At 53.8% G+C, this 20,126-nt stretch carries 21 protein-coding genes and 1 riboswitch; of the genes, 9 read left to right on the top strand and 12 right to left on the bottom strand.

Features of this window, described 5'->3' with window-relative positions:
- Positions 1-22: 22 nt before the first annotated feature.
- Genes EVJ29_RS11845 through EVJ29_RS11830 form a run of 4 tightly spaced genes read right to left on the bottom strand, consistent with a single transcriptional unit; the run spans position 23 to position 2,975 of the window.
- The gene (locus EVJ29_RS11845) at positions 23-415 is read right to left on the bottom strand and encodes an RDD family protein (RefSeq protein WP_131490594.1); all 393 of its coding nucleotides are present in this window, start codon (positions 413-415) and stop codon (positions 23-25) included.
- The gene (locus EVJ29_RS11840; protein WP_131490593.1) at positions 412-1,059 is read right to left on the bottom strand and encodes an NAD(P)H-binding protein; all 648 of its coding nucleotides are present in this window, start codon (positions 1,057-1,059) and stop codon (positions 412-414) included. The genes EVJ29_RS11845 and EVJ29_RS11840 overlap by 4 nt, the downstream gene beginning before the upstream one ends.
- 33 nt (positions 1,060-1,092) lie before the next feature.
- Positions 1,093-2,397, bottom strand: a complete 1,305-nt coding sequence (locus tag EVJ29_RS11835) for a nucleobase:cation symporter-2 family protein (RefSeq protein WP_131505153.1) — start codon at positions 2,395-2,397, stop codon at positions 1,093-1,095.
- Positions 2,394-2,975: a xanthine phosphoribosyltransferase gene (locus tag EVJ29_RS11830; protein WP_131465946.1), complete on the bottom strand. Its 582-nt coding sequence runs from the start codon at positions 2,973-2,975 to the stop codon at positions 2,394-2,396. Before EVJ29_RS11830 ends, EVJ29_RS11835 begins: the two co-directional genes overlap by 4 nt.
- 78 nt (positions 2,976-3,053) lie before the next feature.
- Positions 3,054-3,155, bottom strand: a riboswitch (purine riboswitch).
- Positions 3,156-3,287: 132 nt separating this feature from the next.
- Between EVJ29_RS11830 and EVJ29_RS11825 the strand changes: the two genes are divergently transcribed.
- The 3 genes from EVJ29_RS11825 to EVJ29_RS11815 are packed head-to-tail and all read left to right on the top strand — an operon-like array spanning position 3,288 to position 6,653.
- Entirely contained in the window at positions 3,288-3,896 is a 609-nt protein-coding gene (locus EVJ29_RS11825; protein WP_131505152.1) for an NAD(P)-dependent oxidoreductase, read from the top strand.
- Between the two features lie 60 nt (positions 3,897-3,956).
- Entirely contained in the window at positions 3,957-5,510 is a 1,554-nt protein-coding gene (locus tag EVJ29_RS11820) for an ABC-F family ATP-binding cassette domain-containing protein (RefSeq protein ID WP_070328340.1), read from the top strand.
- A 21-nt stretch (positions 5,511-5,531) separates the two neighbouring features.
- Positions 5,532-6,653 carry a DUF418 domain-containing protein gene (locus EVJ29_RS11815; RefSeq protein ID WP_131505151.1) on the top strand — a complete coding sequence of 374 codons (1,122 nt, stop codon included), beginning with the start codon at positions 5,532-5,534 and terminating at the stop codon, positions 6,651-6,653.
- A gap of 46 nt (positions 6,654-6,699) precedes the next feature.
- Here the strand turns inward: EVJ29_RS11815 and EVJ29_RS11810 are convergent, their stop codons facing one another.
- The 5 genes from EVJ29_RS11810 to EVJ29_RS11795 form a co-directional block, all read right to left on the bottom strand.
- Positions 6,700-7,629, bottom strand: a complete 930-nt coding sequence (locus tag EVJ29_RS11810; protein WP_131465941.1) for a manganese-dependent inorganic pyrophosphatase — start codon at positions 7,627-7,629, stop codon at positions 6,700-6,702.
- A 97-nt stretch (positions 7,630-7,726) separates the two neighbouring features.
- Positions 7,727-7,861: a hypothetical protein gene (locus EVJ29_RS15635; RefSeq protein ID WP_016507966.1), complete on the bottom strand. Its 135-nt coding sequence runs from the start codon at positions 7,859-7,861 to the stop codon at positions 7,727-7,729.
- Between the two features lie 96 nt (positions 7,862-7,957).
- The gene (locus tag EVJ29_RS11805) at positions 7,958-8,242 is read right to left on the bottom strand and encodes a HesB/YadR/YfhF family protein (RefSeq protein ID WP_016507928.1); all 285 of its coding nucleotides are present in this window, start codon (positions 8,240-8,242) and stop codon (positions 7,958-7,960) included.
- Positions 8,243-8,309: 67 nt separating this feature from the next.
- Entirely contained in the window at positions 8,310-9,269 is a 960-nt protein-coding gene (locus tag EVJ29_RS11800; RefSeq protein ID WP_131465939.1) for a LacI family DNA-binding transcriptional regulator, read from the bottom strand.
- An 11-nt stretch (positions 9,270-9,280) separates the two neighbouring features.
- Entirely contained in the window at positions 9,281-9,514 is a 234-nt protein-coding gene (locus tag EVJ29_RS11795) for a hypothetical protein (RefSeq protein ID WP_131444158.1), read from the bottom strand.
- Positions 9,515-9,750: 236 nt separating this feature from the next.
- Between EVJ29_RS11795 and EVJ29_RS11790 the strand changes: the two genes are divergently transcribed.
- From EVJ29_RS11790 to EVJ29_RS11775, 4 genes are all read left to right on the top strand, one after another.
- On the top strand, positions 9,751-11,040 hold the full coding sequence (locus EVJ29_RS11790; protein WP_131505150.1) for an NCS2 family permease: 1,290 nt from the start codon (positions 9,751-9,753) through the stop codon (positions 11,038-11,040).
- A 238-nt stretch (positions 11,041-11,278) separates the two neighbouring features.
- Positions 11,279-12,016 (top strand): (Fe-S)-binding protein, encoded by a 738-nt coding sequence (locus EVJ29_RS11785; protein WP_070328569.1) that lies wholly within the window; start codon positions 11,279-11,281, stop codon positions 12,014-12,016.
- A 2-nt stretch (positions 12,017-12,018) separates the two neighbouring features.
- A complete protein-coding gene (locus EVJ29_RS11780; protein ID WP_070328570.1) occupies positions 12,019-13,422 on the top strand; it encodes a LutB/LldF family L-lactate oxidation iron-sulfur protein in 1,404 nt (467 codons plus the stop codon).
- The gene (locus tag EVJ29_RS11775) at positions 13,419-14,114 is read left to right on the top strand and encodes a LutC/YkgG family protein (RefSeq protein ID WP_131505149.1); all 696 of its coding nucleotides are present in this window, start codon (positions 13,419-13,421) and stop codon (positions 14,112-14,114) included. Before EVJ29_RS11780 ends, EVJ29_RS11775 begins: the two co-directional genes overlap by 4 nt.
- Positions 14,115-14,155: 41 nt before the next feature.
- Here the strand turns inward: EVJ29_RS11775 and EVJ29_RS11770 are convergent, their stop codons facing one another.
- Positions 14,156-15,184, bottom strand: a complete 1,029-nt coding sequence (locus EVJ29_RS11770) for a DUF4097 family beta strand repeat-containing protein (protein WP_131505148.1) — start codon at positions 15,182-15,184, stop codon at positions 14,156-14,158.
- The gene (locus EVJ29_RS11765; RefSeq protein WP_071398833.1) at positions 15,181-15,501 is read right to left on the bottom strand and encodes a PadR family transcriptional regulator; all 321 of its coding nucleotides are present in this window, start codon (positions 15,499-15,501) and stop codon (positions 15,181-15,183) included. The genes EVJ29_RS11770 and EVJ29_RS11765 overlap by 4 nt, the downstream gene beginning before the upstream one ends.
- 195 nt (positions 15,502-15,696) lie before the next feature.
- Between EVJ29_RS11765 and EVJ29_RS11760 the strand changes: the two genes are divergently transcribed.
- Positions 15,697-17,652, top strand: coding sequence for an ATP-binding protein (locus EVJ29_RS11760; protein ID WP_131505147.1), 1,956 nt, complete (start codon positions 15,697-15,699; stop codon positions 17,650-17,652).
- Between the two features lie 41 nt (positions 17,653-17,693).
- On the opposite strand, the gene EVJ29_RS11755 is transcribed toward EVJ29_RS11760, so the two are convergent.
- Positions 17,694-18,491 carry a glucose 1-dehydrogenase gene (locus EVJ29_RS11755; protein ID WP_070328348.1) on the bottom strand — a complete coding sequence of 266 codons (798 nt, stop codon included), beginning with the start codon at positions 18,489-18,491 and terminating at the stop codon, positions 17,694-17,696.
- 201 nt (positions 18,492-18,692) lie between these two features.
- Between EVJ29_RS11755 and EVJ29_RS11750 the strand changes: the two genes are divergently transcribed.
- Positions 18,693-20,003, top strand: a complete 1,311-nt coding sequence (locus tag EVJ29_RS11750; RefSeq protein WP_071398830.1) for a hemolysin family protein — start codon at positions 18,693-18,695, stop codon at positions 20,001-20,003.
- Positions 20,004-20,126 lie beyond the last annotated feature (123 nt).

Genomic DNA, 20,126 nt, shown 5'->3' with positions numbered 1-20,126 from the left:
AGAACTGACCTCGCGCCTGAGGTCAGTTCTTTTCGGTTACGTGCATATGGAAAGCTTTGTCGTGCGGCAAGACGGCACCGTCTTCCGCCTCGAAGTGTTCGCGGTCCTTGAAGTAAGCCGCAATCGTCAACGTGTCCCGATGAAGGGCACGCTTGAACGCTTGCTCGACCGTGACCGGTGTTCCGTCATCGTTTTTCAGTTCGAGACCCATCAGCTTGTAGCCGATCGTTTGACCACCACGGCTCATCTGGCACGCCTCGATCGCATAAGAGACGAGTGTCGGTGTGATGACCGCGTGGACGAACTCGCTCTTCACTTTCTTCCGAACGAGCTGTTCGACACCGAAACTTAGTAACCCGGCAATGGCACCGTCAATCATGACGGCTTTCGTGCGTTTACTCGTCACTCGCTTCATTGGCTCATTCCCTGCATCATTCCGGACGTTAACACTTCCGTGCCTTGTCCTTCTTCTGCCGCCATGATCAAAGCTCGGGCCACATGTAACGCTTGGATTGGGGCCGCGTTTGGCACTTTTTCGAGCAACAGTGGTTGGAATGGGCGGCTGACGACTTCAGCCGCTTTCTCACCGAGCCGGAACGACTCGCGGTCGCCGAGTAAGAGCGACGGGCGAGCGATAATCAAGTGCTCGAACCCGAACACTTTGAGCCCGTTCTCGAGTTCGCCTTTCACTCGGTTGTAGAAGAACGGCGAGCGCAATGACGCACCTTGTGCCGAGACAACGGCGTAACGTGTGGCGCCGTGGCGTTTCGCGACACGCGCGACTTCGAGCGGCAACTCGAGGTCGACATGTTTGAACGCCTGCTGCGATCCGGCGACGGCAATCGTCGTACCGAGTGCACAGTACACATCGTCAATGTGAGGCAACGTCTCATCCATCTTCTCAAAGCCGACAACTTCATGTAATTTCGGGTGACTCCAACGTTTCGAGCGGCGGACGACGATCCATACCGCGTCATACCGTTCTTGTTCGAGCAACTGCTCGACGAGCTCGCGTCCGATCAAACCGGTCGCGCCGACAACGAGTGCTGTTTTTCCCATCCTAGTTCCCCCTTGTTACGTGCTCCTTTCAGTCTAGCTGACTTGCCGTTCATCGGCAACGACCTCGTCGGGACTGAACCGATCGACGAGACGGAAGAAACCGTTTAAGAACAGGGCTGTGAATGAGCCGGCAACGATGGCGCTATCCGTGAACAGTTGGATCGATTCCGGCATATTGGCGACAATGCCTGGGTTGGCTGTGATGCCGAGCCCGATGCCGATCGAGAGCGCGATCGTGATCAAGTTCTCGTTTTTCGCAAAATCGACTTGGCTAAGGATGCGAATCCCCGACGCGGCGACCGTTCCGAACATGACGAGCATCGCCCCACCGAGCACCGGTTTCGGGATGAGCGTCGTGAACGTCGCGACTTTCGGCAAGAAGCCGAGCAAGATCAAGAGCCCGCTCGTCCAAAAGATGACACGACGTGATTTGACACCCGACAGCTGGACGAGTCCGACGTTTTGACTGAACGTCGTGTACGGGAAGCTGTTGAAGATCCCGCCGAGGATCGTCGCCACACCTTCGGCTCGGTACCCTTTCGTCAATTCGTTCGATCCGATTGGTTTTTTCGTGATATCACTCAATGCCAAGAACACACCAGTCGATTCGATCATCGAGATGATGGCGACGAGCGTCATGACGAGAATGGCCGACACGTCAAACGTCGGCACCCCGAAGTAGAACGGCTGCACCATTTGGAACCAGCCGGCCTCACGGACCGGGCTGAAATCGACGAGACCGAGGAACGCGGCGACACCGGTACCGATCAAGACGGCGAACAAGACCGCTGCCGCCCGACTGAACACGGTACCGACTCGGTTCAAGACGAGAATCAAACCGATCGTCAATCCGCCGAGCGCCAAGTTTTGTATTGAAGCGAAACCAGGCTCACCCGGTGTCCCGCCGCCGATATCATTGATGGCGACCGGGATAAGCGAGAGGCCGATGATCGTCACGACCGAACCAAGGACGACCGGCGGGAAGAATCGGGCCAGTTTGCCGACGAAGCCTGAAATCAAGATGACGATGACACCGCTCGCAATCAACGCCCCATAAATCGCTGTAATACCGCTCGAACTGCCGATGGCGATCATCGGACCGACCGCTGTGAACGTACAACCGAGCACGACCGGTAGCCCAACACCGGTGAAGCGGGTCGTCCATACTTGAAGCAATGTCGCGACGCCGCACATGAACAAATCGATGGCGACGAGATACGCGAGCTCAGTCGGTCCGAGCCCGATGGCCCCACCGACGATAAGCGGGACGATGGCCGCGCCTGTGTACATCGCGAGCAGATGTTGGAACCCGAGACTGGCCGTTTTGAACGTGTTCATCGGACCACCTCTACGAATGAGATGCTATCTGCTCCAAGTTTGGCGATACGGGCGAGTGATTCGACACGATACCCTTTGTCGATCAGTTTTTCCCGTCCTGGCTGGAACGACTTCTCGATGACGATGCCGACACCCGCGACGGTCGCACCGGCCGACTCGACGAGCTGCGTCAAACCGAGCGCCGCTTCCCCGTTCGCGAGGAAGTCATCGATGACGAGGATACGCTCATCCGGTTGGACGAAACGACGGCTCAAGCTGATGCGGTTCGTCTCTTGTTTCGTGAACGAATAGACGTCCGCTTCGACGAGGTCGTCTTGGAGCGTGAGTGATTTTCGTTTGCGAGCGAACACGAACGGGATGCCGAGCTCGAGCGCCGTCATCATCGCCGGGGCGATCCCGCTCGATTCGAGTGTGACGATTCGGTCGATCTGGTCATCACGGAATCGGTCTGCGAATTCACGACCGATCGCCTGCATCAATTCAGGATCGACTTGGTGGTTCAGGAACGCATCGACTTTCAATACTTGGTCCGACAAGGCACGGCCTTCGTCTCTAATTTTGTCTTCTAACTGCTTCATTGTGTTTCCCTCCAATAAAAAAATGCGATTCGTCACCCCTACCCGGGGACGACGAACCGCATGAAAACACAAAGAATGCACACGACAAGCGTCACCCGTAGTCGAACCATTTACGGTGGTTCGGTAGAGACTTGTGAGCCATATTCTCACGGATATACGAGTGCGAATCTTTTTAGTTATATAAGATAAAGTTTATTGTAGACGAGATTGCAGAAATTGCAACCCGTTTATGAAAAGACTGCTAAAAGTCCGATTTTTCTGAAACTGCTGTATACTGAAGATACTGGAAAAACGAGAGGAGCCACATCCATTATGAAGCTATTCGTTCTTGGTGCTACCGGACGGACCGGTCATCAGTTTATCGATCAAGCGATCGAGCACGGCCATCATGTGACCGCCTTCGTGCGCGAACAGAAAAAACTCATCCCGACCCCGCAGCTCGAGATCATAGAAGGCGACGTTTCGGACAGTTCGGCGTTGACCGACGCGCTCAAAGGGCACGACGCCGTCATCAGCTGTCTCGGGACCGATTTGAGCGACGCCGATTTCTTGGCCAGCGTGACCGATGCACTCGTCCCCGCCATGAAAGCGAACGATGTGACGCGCATTCTATACCTCGCGTCTGCCGGGATTGACAAAGAGATTCCCGGGATCGCCGGAACGGTCGTGACGTTCATGCTCCGGAAGCCGCTTCGCGACCACCGGGCCGCGGTCGACCTGTGGCGCAACTCGTCGTTCGACTACACGATCGTGCGGCCGATGCAACTGACGGATGGTCCGCGAACATCGGTGTACCGGACGGACATCGACGGGATCCCTGCCGACGGTAAACAGATTTCACGCGCCGACGTCGCCCAGTTCATGTTGAACACGGTCGAAGAGAACAGTTTCGTCCGGCAGTCGGTCGGACTGGCGTACTAATTTTTTTGAATCCATGCTACAATATCGGATAGTCAACTTTGAAGGGAACGAATACGAATTATGAGTATATTAACAGTACAAAACTTGAGCCACGGTTTCGGTGACCGCGCCATTTTAAATGACGTGTCTTTCCGTCTATTAAAAGGTGAACACATCGGCCTCATCGGAGCAAACGGTGAAGGAAAATCGACGTTCATGAACATCATCACGCGCAAACTGCAACCGGATGAAGGGAAAATCGAGTGGGCGAAAAACGTCCGCGTCGGTTACCTCGACCAGCACGCCGTCCTCGCACGCGGGATGACGATTCGTGACGTGTTGAAAAGCGCGTTCCAATACTTGATCGACATGGAGACACGCATCGGCGAACTCTACATGGAAATGGGCGACGCGTCACCTGAACAGATGGACGACATGCTCGCTGAAGTCGGCGAACTGCAAGAGACGCTCGATTCGAACGACTTTTATATCATCGATGCGAAAGTCGAAGAAGTCGCCCGCGGACTCGGTATTTTAGACGTCGGTCTCGACCGCGATGTCGCTGACCTGTCAGGTGGACAACGGACAAAAGTGTTGCTCGCGAAGCTGCTCCTTGAGAAGCCGGACATCCTCCTCCTCGATGAGCCGACCAACTATTTGGATGAGATCCATATCGAGTGGTTGAAGCGTTACCTCCAGAACTACGACAATGCGTTCATCTTGATCTCGCACGATATCCCGTTCTTAAACAGCGTCATCAACTTGGTCTACCATATGGAGAACCAAGATTTGTCGCGTTACGTCGGCGACTACGACAAGTTTATGGAAGTGTACGAGATGAAACGGTCGCAGCTTGAGTCGGCTTATAAACGCCAACAAGCGGAAATCGCTGATTTGAAAGACTTCGTCGCCCGTAACAAGGCCCGCGTCTCGACACGAAACATGGCGATGTCACGTCAAAAGAAACTCGACAAGATGGACGTCATCGAGCTGAGCGCGGAACGTCCGAAGCCAGAGTTCCGTTTCTTGCAGGCGCGCACGTCAGGCCGTCTCATCTTTGACGCGAAAGGTCTCGTCATCGGTTACGATGAGCCGCTCTCACGTCCGCTCGACTTGCAGATGGAGCGCGGTCAGAAGATCGCCCTCGTCGGCGCGAACGGAATCGGGAAGACGACACTCTTGAAGAGTCTGCTCGGCTTGATCAACCCACTTGAAGGAACGGTCGAACGCGGCGAGTTCTTAGAGATCGGCTACTTCGAACAAGAAGCGGCCGTCAGCAACAACACGTGTATCGAAGAGATCTGGAGCGAGTTCCCGTCGCTCAACCAGCAACAAGTCCGGGCCATGCTCGCGAAGTGTGGTCTCATGACGAAACATATCGAAAGTAAAATTGCCGTCCTCAGTGGTGGCGAGAAGGCGAAAGTCCGCCTCTGTAAGCTCCAAAACAACGAGTCAAACTTACTTCTTTTCGATGAGCCGACGAACCACTTGGACGTCGACGCGAAAGAAGAGTTGAAGCGTGCGTTGAAAGAGTATAAAGGCAGCATCTTGCTCATCAGTCACGAACCGGAGTTCTACCAAGACATCGTCACCGACGTCTGGAACTGCGAATCGTGGACGACAAAAGTATTCTAAAACGTGTAGAGGAAGTGTCGCATGACAGGCCCAATCCAATTGAACGAACGCATCGTTCTCTATGACATCATTCGAGGGTTTGCCCTGTGCGGCATCTTCCTCGTCAACATCCCGAGCATGCTCGGGAGCGACTGGATCTTCGGTAAACCGATGTATGAAGGCAGTGACCTCGTCGTAAGGACACTGTTCGACTTGTTCATCCAGACGAAGTTCTATACAATTTTCTCTTTACTGTTCGGCATCGGCTTCTCGATTTTTCTCGAGCGTTCGTACGCGCGCGGGGATTCGGCGAGCCGCTATGTCCGACGCATCATCATCCTTTTCTTGTTCGGACTTGCTCACCTGGCCATCTGGTCGGGTGACATCTTACATACGTATGCGATGTGGGGGTTGTTGCTCCCCTTGTTTTATGGATTGAGCAACCGCGCGATTTTGACGTGGGCGTGGAGTTTGTTGATCGGGAGTTTTCTCTTGTTCTATGGCTCATCTGTCTTGATGGAGTGGACGACGGGGTATTTCAATCCCGGCTATCCGTTCCCGACCGCGTATAACGCCGGTTTTGGTGCTTGGTTCGATTACCGGCTCGACGTCGAGATCTTTAGCGCGATCTCAAACTCTCTGCTTGTCGGGATTGAAATCTTTTGCCTATTCTTATTCGGTCTCTATATCGGGCGTGAGCGGAAGCTGCTCACATGGACGCTTCAAGGATTGACGCGGACGGCCATCATTTGCAGTGTTCTCGCCTTGCCGTTTTTCGGGGTCATCCTTTGGCATCGTTACGGCGGCGGCGCTTACTACTGGACGAACCTAACAGCCGTCCTCATCTCCGGAAAACTGCTCGCGACGACGTACGTCTGTCTGTTCACCGTCGCCGTCCGGAAAGGACTCACATTCCGTCCGCTCCAGGCGCTCGGCCGGATGGCGCTGACGAACTACTTGACGCACACGCTCGTCGTCGTGCTTCCCGTCATCGCGCTCGGGTATTACGGACGTCTGTCGCTCACTGAAGGATTGTTCTTGAGCATCGCGATTTTGATTGCCCAAACGTTCTTCTCGATGTGGTGGCTCAAATCGCATCGCTACGGACCGTTCGAGAAGTTATGGCGGATCGGGACGTACGGGATTCAGAAGAAAGTATCATAGCATGCAGAAAGGCTCGAAGCATCTCGCTTCGAGCCTTTCTCATTTCTTAGTTCGTCGCCGCTGCTGTCAACACAGGAACGATTTGTTTTTTACGTGATACGACGCCAGGAAGTGTCGCAAGGCCGTCTAACAGTTCGACGTTGAACGCTTGTTCGAACAAATCATGCTTCGCACCGACAACGAGTGCTTCTGAATCATTCGTCAAGATGTTCGTGATGGCGAAGACGAACAAGTCGAGCTGTTTGTCAGCAATCGTCTTAGCCATCGCCGCCTCGACTTCACTTTTACGGCTCAACACGTCGTTCGCGTCAACCGTGTTCACTTGGGCGATCTCAATGCGGTAGTCGCCCATCGCGAACTCTTTCGCGTCGAGCGAGATGAGTTCAGGCACCGTCTTCTGGCTCAAGTCGGCTCCTGCTTTCAACATTTCGAGACCGTACGCCTCGACGTCAGTTCCGGCGATGTCTGCAAGCTCTTTCGCTGCTTTGACATCCTCGTCCGTGCATGTCGGTGACTTGAACAAGAGCGAGTCCGAGATGATCGCCGATAGCATCAATCCGGCCATGTCAGATGCGATTTCGACACCGTGTTCTTTGTACAGCTTGAGCAAGATCGTCGCCGTGCAGCCAACCGGCTCCGCCCGGTAGTAGAGTGCGTCTGCCGTTTGGAAGTTAGCGATACGGTGGTGATCGACGACTTCTAAAATGCGTACGTCAGCAATGTCGGGCGCACTTTGTTGGAACTCGTTATGGTCGACCAAGATGACCGAGCTCGTTTCGTCCGATACACGTTCGACGAGGCGCGGCGCCTTGACACGGAAGTGGTCGAGCGCGTATTGCGTCTCCCCGTTCACCTCACCGAGACGGACCGCCTCGGCGTCCATGCCTAATTTCTTTTTCAGTTCAGCGTAAGCGAGCGCCGAACAGATTGTATCCGTATCTGGATTTTTATGTCCGAAGACAAGTACTGTACTCATGATGCATTCTCCTCACTGTTGTAGTTTTCCCTTATCCATTATACCGTCAATCCCCATTCTTTCAATTCCAAAACAAAAAGAGCCTAGACTCGGCTCTTCACGATTGTTCGTCTTCGTCTGTCTCTTCGAGGTCCGAATGATCACCTTTTGAATCTTCTTCGTGCGAGATATCCGGTTGGTCCCGGTTCAACTTCTCTTGTTCTTCTTGTTCACGTTTGTCTTTGTCTGACATCTGTCTCATCCTTTCGGTACTGAGTCTTGTCGTAGACTGTTCCCCGAGGTTGACGCGGTCAAACGGATGTCTCACATCCGTAAACAAACTGTCATGTCAGTCAGCTTGGACGAACACGACTTCATCCCCGCGGATCTCGACGTTGACGTCTTGTCCTTGGAACAACCATTCGTCCTGCTCGGCGACGACGAAACGAATTCCATCTGCGTTCGTCTCGACGACGGCGTTATCAATCTCTTCTGTGATGACACCGACCGAGAACCCGTGCGTCAAATCAGTCGAACCCCCGTATTTAGCGAACAGACGAACCGTCTGTCCCGCCTCGACTTCCATTTCGTCTTTAAAAAATTGGAGTGCTTCTTCCGTCACGTTGATTTTCATGTAACATCCTCCTCTCGACTTCTGTCTTCATTCTAATCGTTTCTCAAAAAGCGAGCGAGGAAGTTGCCTAGAGTGTCGTGCCCGAAAGATACGTGACGGTCAGACTTTGCGCCCTAACCGCACCGCCGTCCATCCCATCGAACGTCACGTCGAACAAGGCGCGACCGATTTCTTCATGCGGCGCGTGCATCGTCGATAAACCGAACGCCTGGCTGATTGGGTGGCCGTCAAACCCGAGGATGGCGACGTCTTCCGGTATGCGGACGCCACGCCGGTGCATCTCCCCTAAAAAACCGAGCGCGACGTAATCGGACGACAAAAAGAGCGCGCGGGGACGCTCTTTTCGTTGAAGGAACTCTGCCGCTAAGCGGATCCCGTCTTCACTCGTCAAGTAACCGGTCCATACCCATCGCTCACGCGCGGACGCCACTTCATCGAAGTAGGCCCGCTGACGCGCGATTGAGCTCGGACTAGACTGCCGCGATAAGACGATACCGATATCCGCATAGCCGGCTTGCGTTAACACATGCAATCCGGCGACGAACGCCGCGTAATGGTCGACATGGACCGAGGAAATTGTCTCAGGCGCACCGACCGTCGCGACCGAGATCGGGCCGAAACTACGGTACGTCTCCAATTCTTCGAACGACATCGCATGCGACAACAGAATTGCCCCATCGACCTCACGATGCTTCAGTAAGTCGAGTGCTTGCCGCTCTTGATCAAGCTTGTACTCGGTCTGCCACATGACGAGACGATACCCTTTCACGAGCGCCGCTTTCGCGAGTCCGTTGACGAACAGTCCGTAGTACGGATGGTCCATATACGGCAACACGACGACGAATCGCTGCGTGCGCCCAGTCGACAGCGTCAGCGCCTGCTGATTCCGTAAATAGCCAAGCTCTGCCATCGCCGCATGGACACGCTGTCGCTTTTCTTTTGAAACGTATGGATGTTCATTAATCACCCGCGAGACCGTCGTCACCGACACGTCCGCTTGTTTCGCGATATCTCGAATGTTCGCCATCCCGCCTCACCTCAATCTGTCAGTCTTTCCATATAGTGTACCCATTCTACTGACCGACTGTCATCTCTTGCCATCACTTGTCGCCGAATCGCTTGGGCGAGACGAAACCGCTCTTCGACGGATAAATGAAGAAACTCATCTTGAAACTGGGCGCACAACATGCGTCCGAACGGTGTGTACAATTGATTGATGACCAGTTCATAGACGATCCCGCTACACCAAGCCTTCCACGTCGTCGGATTCATCAGGCTTCCCTCCTTTGACTCTACCGTACATTCTGAAACGCGTTTCAGAGCAAGCACTTTAGTAATAATCTCTAATTCCGAACATTAAACGCTAAAATGAGAAATTTTTTAGTTTTTTAACTCGAAATCATTGACGATGTCGATTCGATTTCGTATAGTCAACAAGTTGATAACGTGTATTCCACTTTACCGGACAGTTAATGTTCGGAAATTACTACTTATAAGGAGTCTTTCTAATGAACTTATTCCGTTTACAGCAACACGGAACGAACGTTAAACAAGAAGTGATGGCCGGCATCACGACGTTCGTCACGATGGCCTACATCTCGGTCGTCAACCCGGCGATTTTATCCGACGCAGGCATTCCGTTCGCCCAGGCGTTCACGGCGACCATCATCGCCATCTTGATCGGAACCGGATTGATGGCGTTCTATGCCAACCTGCCGATCGCGGTCGCACCTGGGATGGGCTTGAACGCCTTCTTCGCCTATACACTCGTCGCGCAACAACAGATTGCACCCGAAGCCGCGCTCGGCGTCGTCTTCGTCTCGTCGGTCTTCTTCCTGATCTTGTCGCTGTCACCGATCCGGACGAAACTGATTCAAGCGATCCCCGCTTCATTGAAGCACGCCATCACGACCGGTATCGGGTTGTTCATCGCTTCGCTCGGCTTGAAGCTGTCTGGACTCATCGTCGCGGATGAAGCGAACCTCGTCCGTCTCGGGGAGTTGTCGTCACCGAGCGTCTTGCTCGTCCTCGGTGGGCTGATCGTCTCGGCGCTTCTGTTCTCACGTAACGTCCCGGGTTCCCTTCTTATCGGGATGGTGCTCACAGGTATCGCGGCCTACTTCATGGGTCTATTGAAAATCGAAGGCGTGACGGCGATGCCGACGCTACCGAAAGGGTTGATGGTCAACCCGCTCACCGCTTTCTCTGACGTCATCCAATATGGCTTATTCGGGGCCGTATTGTCGTTCTTCCTCGTCACGTTGTTCGACACGACGGGAACGCTCGTCGGTGTCGGCAAGCAAGCCGGTTTGTTGAAAGAAGACGGGACGATCGAGAACGGGCACCGGGCCTTGTTCGCTGATTCACTCGCAACGATGGGGGGCTCACTCGTCGGAACGAGTCCATCGACGGCCTACATCGAGTCGGCCGCAGGTGTCGCCCAAGGTGGACGGACCGGACTGACGACAGCCGTCGTCGCCGGCTTGTTCGGTCTCACGTTGTTCTTTAGTCCGCTCATCGGTGCGATCTCAGGTGTCGCCGCCATCACGGCGCCGGCCCTCATCATCGTCGGCGCACTCATGCTGACGAACGTCCGCTATATCGATTGGACAGATTTCAGTGAATACTTCCCGGCGTTCATGACGATCCTCATCATGCCGCTCTCAGGCAGTATCGAACGTGGGATCGCCTTCGGCTTCATCCTCTACCCGATCTTCAAGGCGATGAACAAAGAGACGGTCCACCCGCTCATCTACTTGTTCGCCGGATTGTTTATTTTGGAAATGTTTTTCCTATAATACTTTACTTTAACCCTCGTTCCCGACGAGGGTTTTTCTGTTATTAATCAGGGAATCACTGTCGTATAGCAGTTTCTTCATGAATATGTATTCATTATCATTTAGTTCTCAATTAGACAGTATTTTACATTTTTTTGAGAAAATGATTCCATTTTTCTGTTTTGTGCTCATTTGTTATGGAATAATAACTGTGAAACCGTTTTCGAATTTGACTAAAATCAGGAAAGAAGGAATGGACATGCCAAACGTGGCGTTGTTCGTCACTTGTCTCTCCGATACGTTATTCCCATCGGTAGGACAAGCGACGGTCGAACTATTAGAACATCTCGGTTGTGACGTCAGCTTCCCGTTCGAGCAGACGTGCTGCGGTCAACCGGCCTATAACAGCGGCTACCATGAAGAGACGAAAAAGATTGCCAAACACATGATTGAGACGTTCGAGAAAGCGGACGCCGACTATATCGTCGGACCGTCCGGCTCGTGTGTCATGATGATGCGCGACTATCCTCACTTGTTCAAAGACGATCCTGTCTGGAAAGAGCGGGCTGAAGCCCATGCGGCGAAGACGTTCGAACTGACGCAGTTCATCGTCGACGTGCTCGAAGTGACAGACGTCGGGGCGAAATTCCCGGCGAAAGCGACGTATCACGCCTCGTGCCATATGACGCGCCTGCTCGGGATCGAGGCGGCACCGGGACAGTTGTTGAAAAACGTTGATGGGTTGACGATGGTCCCACTCGAAGGGGTACATAACTGTTGCGGCTTCGGCGGGACGTTCTCGGTCAAGATGCCGGACGTGTCGGTACAGATGGTCGACGAGAAAGTCGAGTCGATTTTAAAATCAGGGGCCGACGTGTTGATCGGCGCTGATGCGTCTTGTTTGATGAACATCGGGGGGCGCCTGCATAAACAAGGGCATCCGATCAAGGTGATGCATATCGCGGAAGTGTTGAACGAAGGGGTGAAACAAGCATGAGCATGGGGATTCGGTTAGATGAGAAGTTTCAAGATCGGCGGAAAGACGGGATCGATAACCCGTTCATGCGCCAAGCCGTCAGCTCGGCGCAAAATCGCCTGCGCGACGGACGTTTGAACGCGGCCGGAGAACTCGGGGATTGGGAAGCGTTCCGCGACCATTCGGAAGAGATTCGCCAGCACGTGCTCGAGCATCTCGATTATTACTTACACCAGTTGAGTGAGAATATCTCGAAGCGGGGCGGCAACGTCTTCTTCGCCGAGACGCCGGAGGAAGCGAACCGCTATATCCGCGAAGTCGTGCGCGCAAAAGACGCCAAACACGTCGTCAAATCGAAGTCGATGGTGACCGAGGAGATCGGGTTGAACGAGGCGCTTCACGAAGAAGGGTGTACGGTCGTCGAGTCGGATCTCGGGGAATGGATCCTTCAGCTCGACAACGACCCACCGTCGCACATCGTCGCACCGGCGCTCCACAAAGACCGGAACGATGTCCACAAGACGTTCACGACCCATGGCTACGACGGAACGAACGACCCGACCGAGCTCGGCCGCTACGCGCGCCGTGAGCTGCGCAAAGACTTCTTGAAAGCAGAGGTCGGCATCACCGGTTGTAACTTCGCCATCGCCGAGAGCGGCGCCGTCGGTCTCGTCACGAACGAAGGTAACGGGCGGATGGTCACGTCACTCCCGAACACCGTCATCTCGGTCATGGGGATGGAGCGGGTCGTCCCGTCTTACGAAGAGTTCGAAGTGCTCGTCAACATGTTGTGCCGGAGCGCGGTCGGTCAACGGCTCACGTCATATATCACGACGTTCGCCGGCACGAAAAGCGTCGGTGAAGTCGACGGCCCGGAAGAATTCCATCTCGTCATCGTCGACAACAAGCGGTCCGGTATTCTCGGGACTCAGTTCCAGTCCGTGCTCCAATGTATCCGTTGCGCGGCATGTATTAACGTCTGCCCGGTGTATCGTCATATCGGCGGCCACGCCTATGGTTCGATTTATCCGGGACCGATCGGCGCCGTGCTCGCCCCGCTGCTCGACGGTTACGAGAACTATAAAGAACTGCCGTATGCGTCAAGTCTTTGTGGTGCCTGTACGGAAGCGTGTCCGGTCAAAATCCCGCTCCATGAACTGTTGATCGAGCATCGCCGCGTCATCGTCGAAGACAAGAAAAAATCGCCGTTCGTCGAACGCATCGCCATGAAAGGCTTCGCCGTCACATCATCGAGCCCGTTCTTGTTCGAGGCGGCCGAACAGATCGCGCCGTTCGCGTCGTCCCCGTTTGCGACAGCGGGGCAAATCGACAAAGGCTTACCGGCTTGGACCGACTCGAAAGACTTGCCGCAGCCGGCCAAACAGACGGTCCGCGACTGGTTTAAGAAACGGGGGAATGCACAATGAATCCAGGAACGATCACCAACCGTGAAGACTTTTTAAAGCGGATCGCGGGACAACTCGGACGCGACGTCGATTTGACGCCTCCGAAACGAGTATACAAGCACCGTCCGCAAGACGAGGTGTTGAAAGACTCTTCAACAGAGGAACTCCTCGAGACGTTCCGTATGGTCGCGACGCGCATTCATACCGACGTCGTCGAATGTGAGTCGACTCATCTCGATGACACGCTCCGTCTTCTCCTCGAACGATACGACGGCAAGACGATTATCGCCGAGGACGATGCACGCATTAAGGAATGGGCACCCGAAACGAGCCGGTCGTTCGACTGGTGGGATGCCGCGCGTCCGGATGACAGCCGCGCCCTTGCCGTGAAAGCTGACGTTGGGATCACGATTGCCGACCAAGCACTCGCTGAAAGTGCGACCATCGTCCAATACGCGGCCCCCGGAAAATCGCGGACGATCAGCTTGTTGCCACAAGATCACATCGCCATCATCCCGAAATCGGTGCTCGTGCCCCGGATGACGCAAGCGGCGAAACAACTGGCCGAACTCGATCGCAACGGCGAGCTCGCCTCACCGCAAGGCGTCAACTTCATCTCGGGCCCGTCAAACTCGGCCGATATTGAGATGAACTTGATCGTCGGTGTCCACGGACCGGTCCGTGTCGCCTACGTTCTCGTACATGATCTCTAACGAAAAAACTCGCCACGACGGCGAGTTTTTTCGTTTATTCTTTATTCGACGGTGATGCTTCCGTTCGTGCTCGTCAGTTTCACTTCAAGCGATCCGTCCCCGAACGTCCGCTCGTTCGTCCGATTCCCAAATATGTCGAGTTGGCCGTTTCTCGTTTTGGCGCGGATTACGGTGTCGCTCGGCTCTTGCTTCAGACGCAGTTCGATTTTTCCGTTCGTCGTCTTCAATCGAAGCGGATGTTCAATCGCATCGATCACACAATCGATACGTCCGTTCGACGATTTCGCCTCGATTGCGCCGTCCACGTCGACGATGTCGAGCCGACCGTTTGACGATTGAAGAGTGAGACGTTCAATGACAGAATCTCTCACTTCGACTCGACCGTTCGATGTTTGAACGTCAAAGTCTTGGCCCGCGCTCATCGTCAGGCAGACGTTCCCGTTTGACGAGCGCAACGTCCCGTGACCGGCCCGGACCTCACTCGCGTTGATGCGACCGTTCTCGCTCTCGACCTCAATCAAAGCAGCTCGCACCTCACGGACGTCACTCGAGCCGTGCCGATTGTTCAGACGGACCGATTCATACGTGTGACGCGGCAACTCGACATGCAACACCGGTGTTTTCGTCCCGAACCACGAGAACAAGTCGGACAGTCCGAAGCGGCGTTCCGACTCGATCCGCACCTCGAGCGTGTCGTTGACGATGTCCATCTTGACGCCATGTTCGGTCTCATCTTCTAGTGTCGCGTAGGCATAGCCGTCCGCGGACGGTACAACGTTCACGTGCGCATTTTGAACGCGAATCGAGACGTGTTGAAACGCCACGTTCGGGCTCTGGACGATGGCAGGCGGCGCAATCGGCTCCGCCGCGATCGAATCGACCGACACGAGCAGTTCTGAGGCGAGCACTTCTGGTGTCCCGAGCTCCTCGGCCATCGCTTCGTCACTTTTCCCATCGAGTCGCCCGCTCGCAAAGTATTCCGCAACGTCCCGCAAAATATCGACCCGATCGATGATGCTGATCCCCATGAGCAACCGTTCAAGTTCAGTTAAATACTGTTCTTCTGTCATTTGTCGTCTCCCCTTTTGATCAATTCGTTGACTCCTGTCGTGAATGATTCCCATTCCGCTCGCAATTCGTCTAGATGGATCTTCCCTTGCTCCGTGATGGCGTAGTACTTCCGTGGCGGTCCTTCTGCCGACTCCTTCAAATACGTCGTGAAGTAGCCTTCCGACGTGAGTCGCCTGAGGAGCGGATAGACCGCCCCTTCCGAGATGACGACTCTTGCCGAGATTGCTTGGACGAGCTCATAACCGTAACGGTCACTCGTCTCGACGAGTGCAAGTACACACAAGTTTAAGACCCCTTTTTTAAATTGAGGGTTCAATCGATTCGCCTCCTCTACTATTCATTAAACAATAGCATATCGACCACTACTGTTCAATAAATATTAGCTAGCATGTTTATTACATCTCGATAAGTGGTATATCTCTGCCCAAATCTGTACAATAGGGGAACGACACTCGTAGTAAAATAATTGTCACAGCCGGAATGTATGTAGTTCCAGGAAGGAACGGTCCTTATGAAAGCTTGGATTGACGAGCGGATCGGAAGGCAGTTTTTATTCGTCTTCTATTTATTCATTGGACTGATCCTCCTCACCTCACTCGCCGTATACGTATATACGGAAAATCGAATCGAGCAGACGACTTCATCGCTCGAGAACGTCAGCGAACGTCGCACGAATGCGACCGAGCTCTTCGAGACATGGCAGTCGATGCAATATGAGATGCGCGGTTACGTCCTCCTCGGTGACGAGGAGTTACTTGCCCGCGTCAAAGAGAAACAAGTCTTGATCGAGACACAGACCGCATGGTTCGAAACGAACGCGGTCACAGAAAAAGAACAGACGTATGCGGGGGATGCCCGAGCGTTATTCTCAGCCTATCAACAACGCGTCATGCCGAGCCTCGAGCGTTACGTCGTTGCGAAACGGGAAGGTACGGTCACCGAGCCGTTCCTGCAAATGCCGACGCTCGGGAAAGTGACGCCTCAAACCGAAGCTCAGGCCGATCGGAAGTTCAAGATCAATGCGAAGAGCGCGGCTGACATGAGCGCGAGCATCGTCGACATGGAGACGGTGTTCACCGAATACCGCAACGTATTGAACGCGGAAGAAAACCAACTCCGTGCACAGCTCGCCACCCATACGAAATGGGCGCAAGTGCTTTGGCTCCTGTCACTACTCGCGGTACTATTCGTCCTCTTCATTGCGGTTCGGCCTTACGTAAAACGGTTGACCGATCAACTGCAAGAGTTGATCACGAACAGCGAACGGCTCACCGACGACCGAGTCATACCCATCCCTGTTTTGGTATCGACTCGGAACGAGGTCGGGCAACTGACCGAATCGTTCCGTCAAATGGCGTCGTCGCTGTCGTCGCAACGTTATCAAGTCGAAGAAGAGCGTGAGAAGACCGCGCGGCTCTTGCACTCAATCCGTGACGCCGTCATTTATGTCGAACATACGACGCATGAGAAACTCGCCAACCAGGCGCTCTTCGTCATGTTCAATCAGGCCATCACGAAGCAAAACGAGACGGACCTTTATCGGCTTGATGCCGACCTTGAAGAACTCGGTCTCCAAGTCGATCAAAAAGACTCGTTCTTCTCGTTCATGCGCCGAGCGTTCGACGGTGAAGCGATGGAAGAGAGCGTGACGTTCTCAATGAATCAAGAAGAACGGTTCATCCAAATGTACGCCGAAAAGATTCATTTGCGCGGCACACGCCATGGTACGATGCTCGTCTTCCGGGACGTGACGCAAGAAACCGAGGTCGACCGCTTGAAGACAGAACTCGTCGCGACGGTGTCTCATGAATTGCGCACTCCACTCACGAGCATCATCGGGTTTACCGAACTTATGCGCTACCGGACGATGCCGGCTGAACGGACCGATCAATATTTAGGGATGATTCATCAAGAGACGCTCCGTCTCGAGGATTTAATCTCCAACTTACTCGACGTTCAGCGGATGGAGTCAGGTAAACAGACGTATCAAAACGAGCCCGAAAGCTTGTACGATATTTTGGCAGAAACGATTGCCGTCCACCAAGGCGCGAGTCAACACCATGACTTATCGTTTGAATGTGATAACGACATCCTCGTGTACGGGGACCGGAACCGGCTCAGCCAGCTGTTCACGAACCTGCTCCATAACGCGATCAAATATTCACCGAACGGCGGAAAAGTTGCGGTGTCCGTCACGAATGACCAGTCGGACGGCGTCGAAATTTCCGTCACGGACTCTGGCATCGGAATTCCGACTTCAGCGCTCCCGAAACTGTTCGACAAGTTTTATCGCGTCGACAATTCGGCCAGCCGGAAGATCGGTGGCACCGGTCTCGGTCTTGCCATCTGTAAAGAGATTGTCGAAGGGCATGACGGGACGATCCGAGTCGACTCACGTGTCGGTCTCGGATCGACGTTCACGATCGTCTTGCCGAAATATATCGAGGAAGATCAAATGAGCGGCTAAACAATAAGGGATGACTCGCCTCGGGCGAGCCATCCCTTATGTTATTGAACTTTGTTTTCTGGACCGAATGCCGGATAGAGCGACAAACCACCGTCAGCAAAGATGGTCGTGCCCGTGACGTAAGACGATTCGTCTGACGCGAGCCACGCTGCCACCGCAGCAATCTGTTCAGGTCGCCCGATCTTATGCGTCGGGATGAGCGCTTCGAGTCCTGTCTTCTCTTCCGGATCTCGCATCGTCTCTTCGTTGATCGGTGTGTCGATTGCACCAGGCGCGATGGCGTTGACCCGAATCTGATTCGGCGCATATTCGAGCGCGACCGACTTCGTGAACATCTTGACCCCGCCTTTACTCGCTGCGTAATGCGTATAGCCCGGGCGCGGGATCACCTCGTGCACCGAGGACATGTTAATGATGTTTCCTTTCAAATCATGCTCGACGAAATACTTGAGTGCGGCCCGCACCCCGAGGAACGTCCCGGTCAGGTTCGTATCGATAATTTTCTGCCAGTTGTCGAGCTCCATCTCGTGCGTTTTCGCTTCGACTTGGACACCGGCGTTGTTGACGAAAATGTCCATCTGTCCAAATTCAGACACTGCTTTTTCGATCATCTTCTCGGCGAGCCCTTCTTCGGCGACGTCACCTTGGACAGCGACGGCTTTGCCTCCGGCCGCCTCGATCCCGCGGATGACTTCCTTCATCTCGTCTTCACTGCTTCTATAATTTAAGACGACGCTGACGCCTTCTTTCGCGTAGCGTTCGGCCACCGCTCGCCCGATTCCTTTTGAACTACCTGTGATTACTGCGACTTTCCCTTGAAGTTCTGGATAGTTTGCCATGTCGTTTCCCCTTTCGTCTTCTCGGTTTGTAGTTCCCGCATTCCCCTCTTCATGAAACCTTTCGGGCTGTCTTTTGAATATTTATGGGAAATCTACTATACTGAAACAAACTATTCGTTTTCAGGACTCGCCTGAAAAACGTACAAACTTATTCTTATGGAGGTGAATCCCCGATTTTTTGGGGAATTTTTGGACAGTCCCATGTTACTCAGTTTATTGATCGTCGCCTTTCTCATCTTCATGACCGCCTTTTTCGTGGCGGCCGAATTTTCAATCGTCAAAGTCCGTAGCGCACGGCTCGACCAACTCGTTCTAGAAGGAAACTCACGAGCGTCCGTCGCTAAAAAAGTGATCGAGAACCTCGATGACTCGCTATCCGCCTCGCAGTTCGGCATCACGCTCGCCGCGCTCGGCCTTGGTTGGATCGGTGCCGATCAAATCGAAGGAATGATTCAACCGCTCGTCGACCGCTTGAGCGTCTCGCCGTCGGTTTCTACATTCCTGTCGTTCTTAATCGCCTTTTTGCTCATCGCCTTTTTACACGTCGTCATCGGCGAACTTGTCCCGAAGACGCTCGCCGTACATGAAGCCGAGAAATTGACGCTGCTCGTCGCCCGGCCGCTCTACTTCTTCACGAAGCTGTTGTATCCGTTTATCCGGGTGCTCAACAGTATGGCCCGGCTCACGCTCCGCTTGTTCGGTGTCAAGACGACGGCGCAAGAGACGGCGCACTCGGAGGAAGAACTCAAAATTATCATGACGGAGAGTTTTCGAAGTGGCGAAATCAACGAGAACGAACTCGCTTACGTTCAAAATATCTTCTCGTTTGATGAACGTGTTGCAAAAGATGCGATGGTGCCGCGGATGAATATGGTGACGATCGATGAAGAAGACTCGATCGAGACGATTATCGCGACCGTCCAAGAGCATCAATATACGCGCTATCCGGTCACACGAGACGGTGACCGCGATGACGTGCTCGGTTTTATTAACGCCAAACAGGTGTTCACGGCCCAACTCGTCAAGAGTGACGCCCCGCTTGAATCGTTTATCCATCAGTTACCGCTCGTCACGGAATTCACACCGCTCCAAGAAGCGATGGTGAAAATGCAGAACGCACGGACGATGATGTGTCTCGTCATCGATGAGTACGGCGGCACCGCCGGCCTGCTCACGATCGAAGACATCCTTGAAGAGATCGTCGGTGAGATTCGCGACGAGTTCGACCGGGACGAACAAGCCGAGATCACTGAAGTCAATCCAGGCCATTATCGCTTGTCTGGTCTCGTGCTCACGCAAGAGATCGAAGAGCGCTTCGGCATTGAGATCGAGGATGACGTCGATACGATTGGTGGTTTCGTCCTCTCGCAAAAAGCGAATGCACGCACCGGCGAACGTTTCGTCCTGCCAGGTGAGCACGAACTGATCGTCCGCGAGATCGACAATCACCGCATCGTCTTCGTCGACTTGATTCTTGCGCATAAAGATCAGCTTCGAGCCGAAATGGACTGAGTGTCTTTGACTGCCCTCCCTTGAACATTAGGGAGGGCTTTTCGATTGACGCTCGAACTGTCGCTATATTTTCAAGGCTTGTCGTGATATACTGCACATATGTTGCTAATTTGAGTGCGTGTC

Origin of the sequence: Exiguobacterium sp. SH4S7, from assembly GCF_004336795.1 — a bacterium.
GTDB lineage: Bacteria > Bacillota > Bacilli > Exiguobacteriales > Exiguobacteriaceae > Exiguobacterium > Exiguobacterium aurantiacum_A.
Note: the sequence above shows the minus strand (reverse complement) of the source record. Positions and strands in the feature narration are given on the sequence as shown.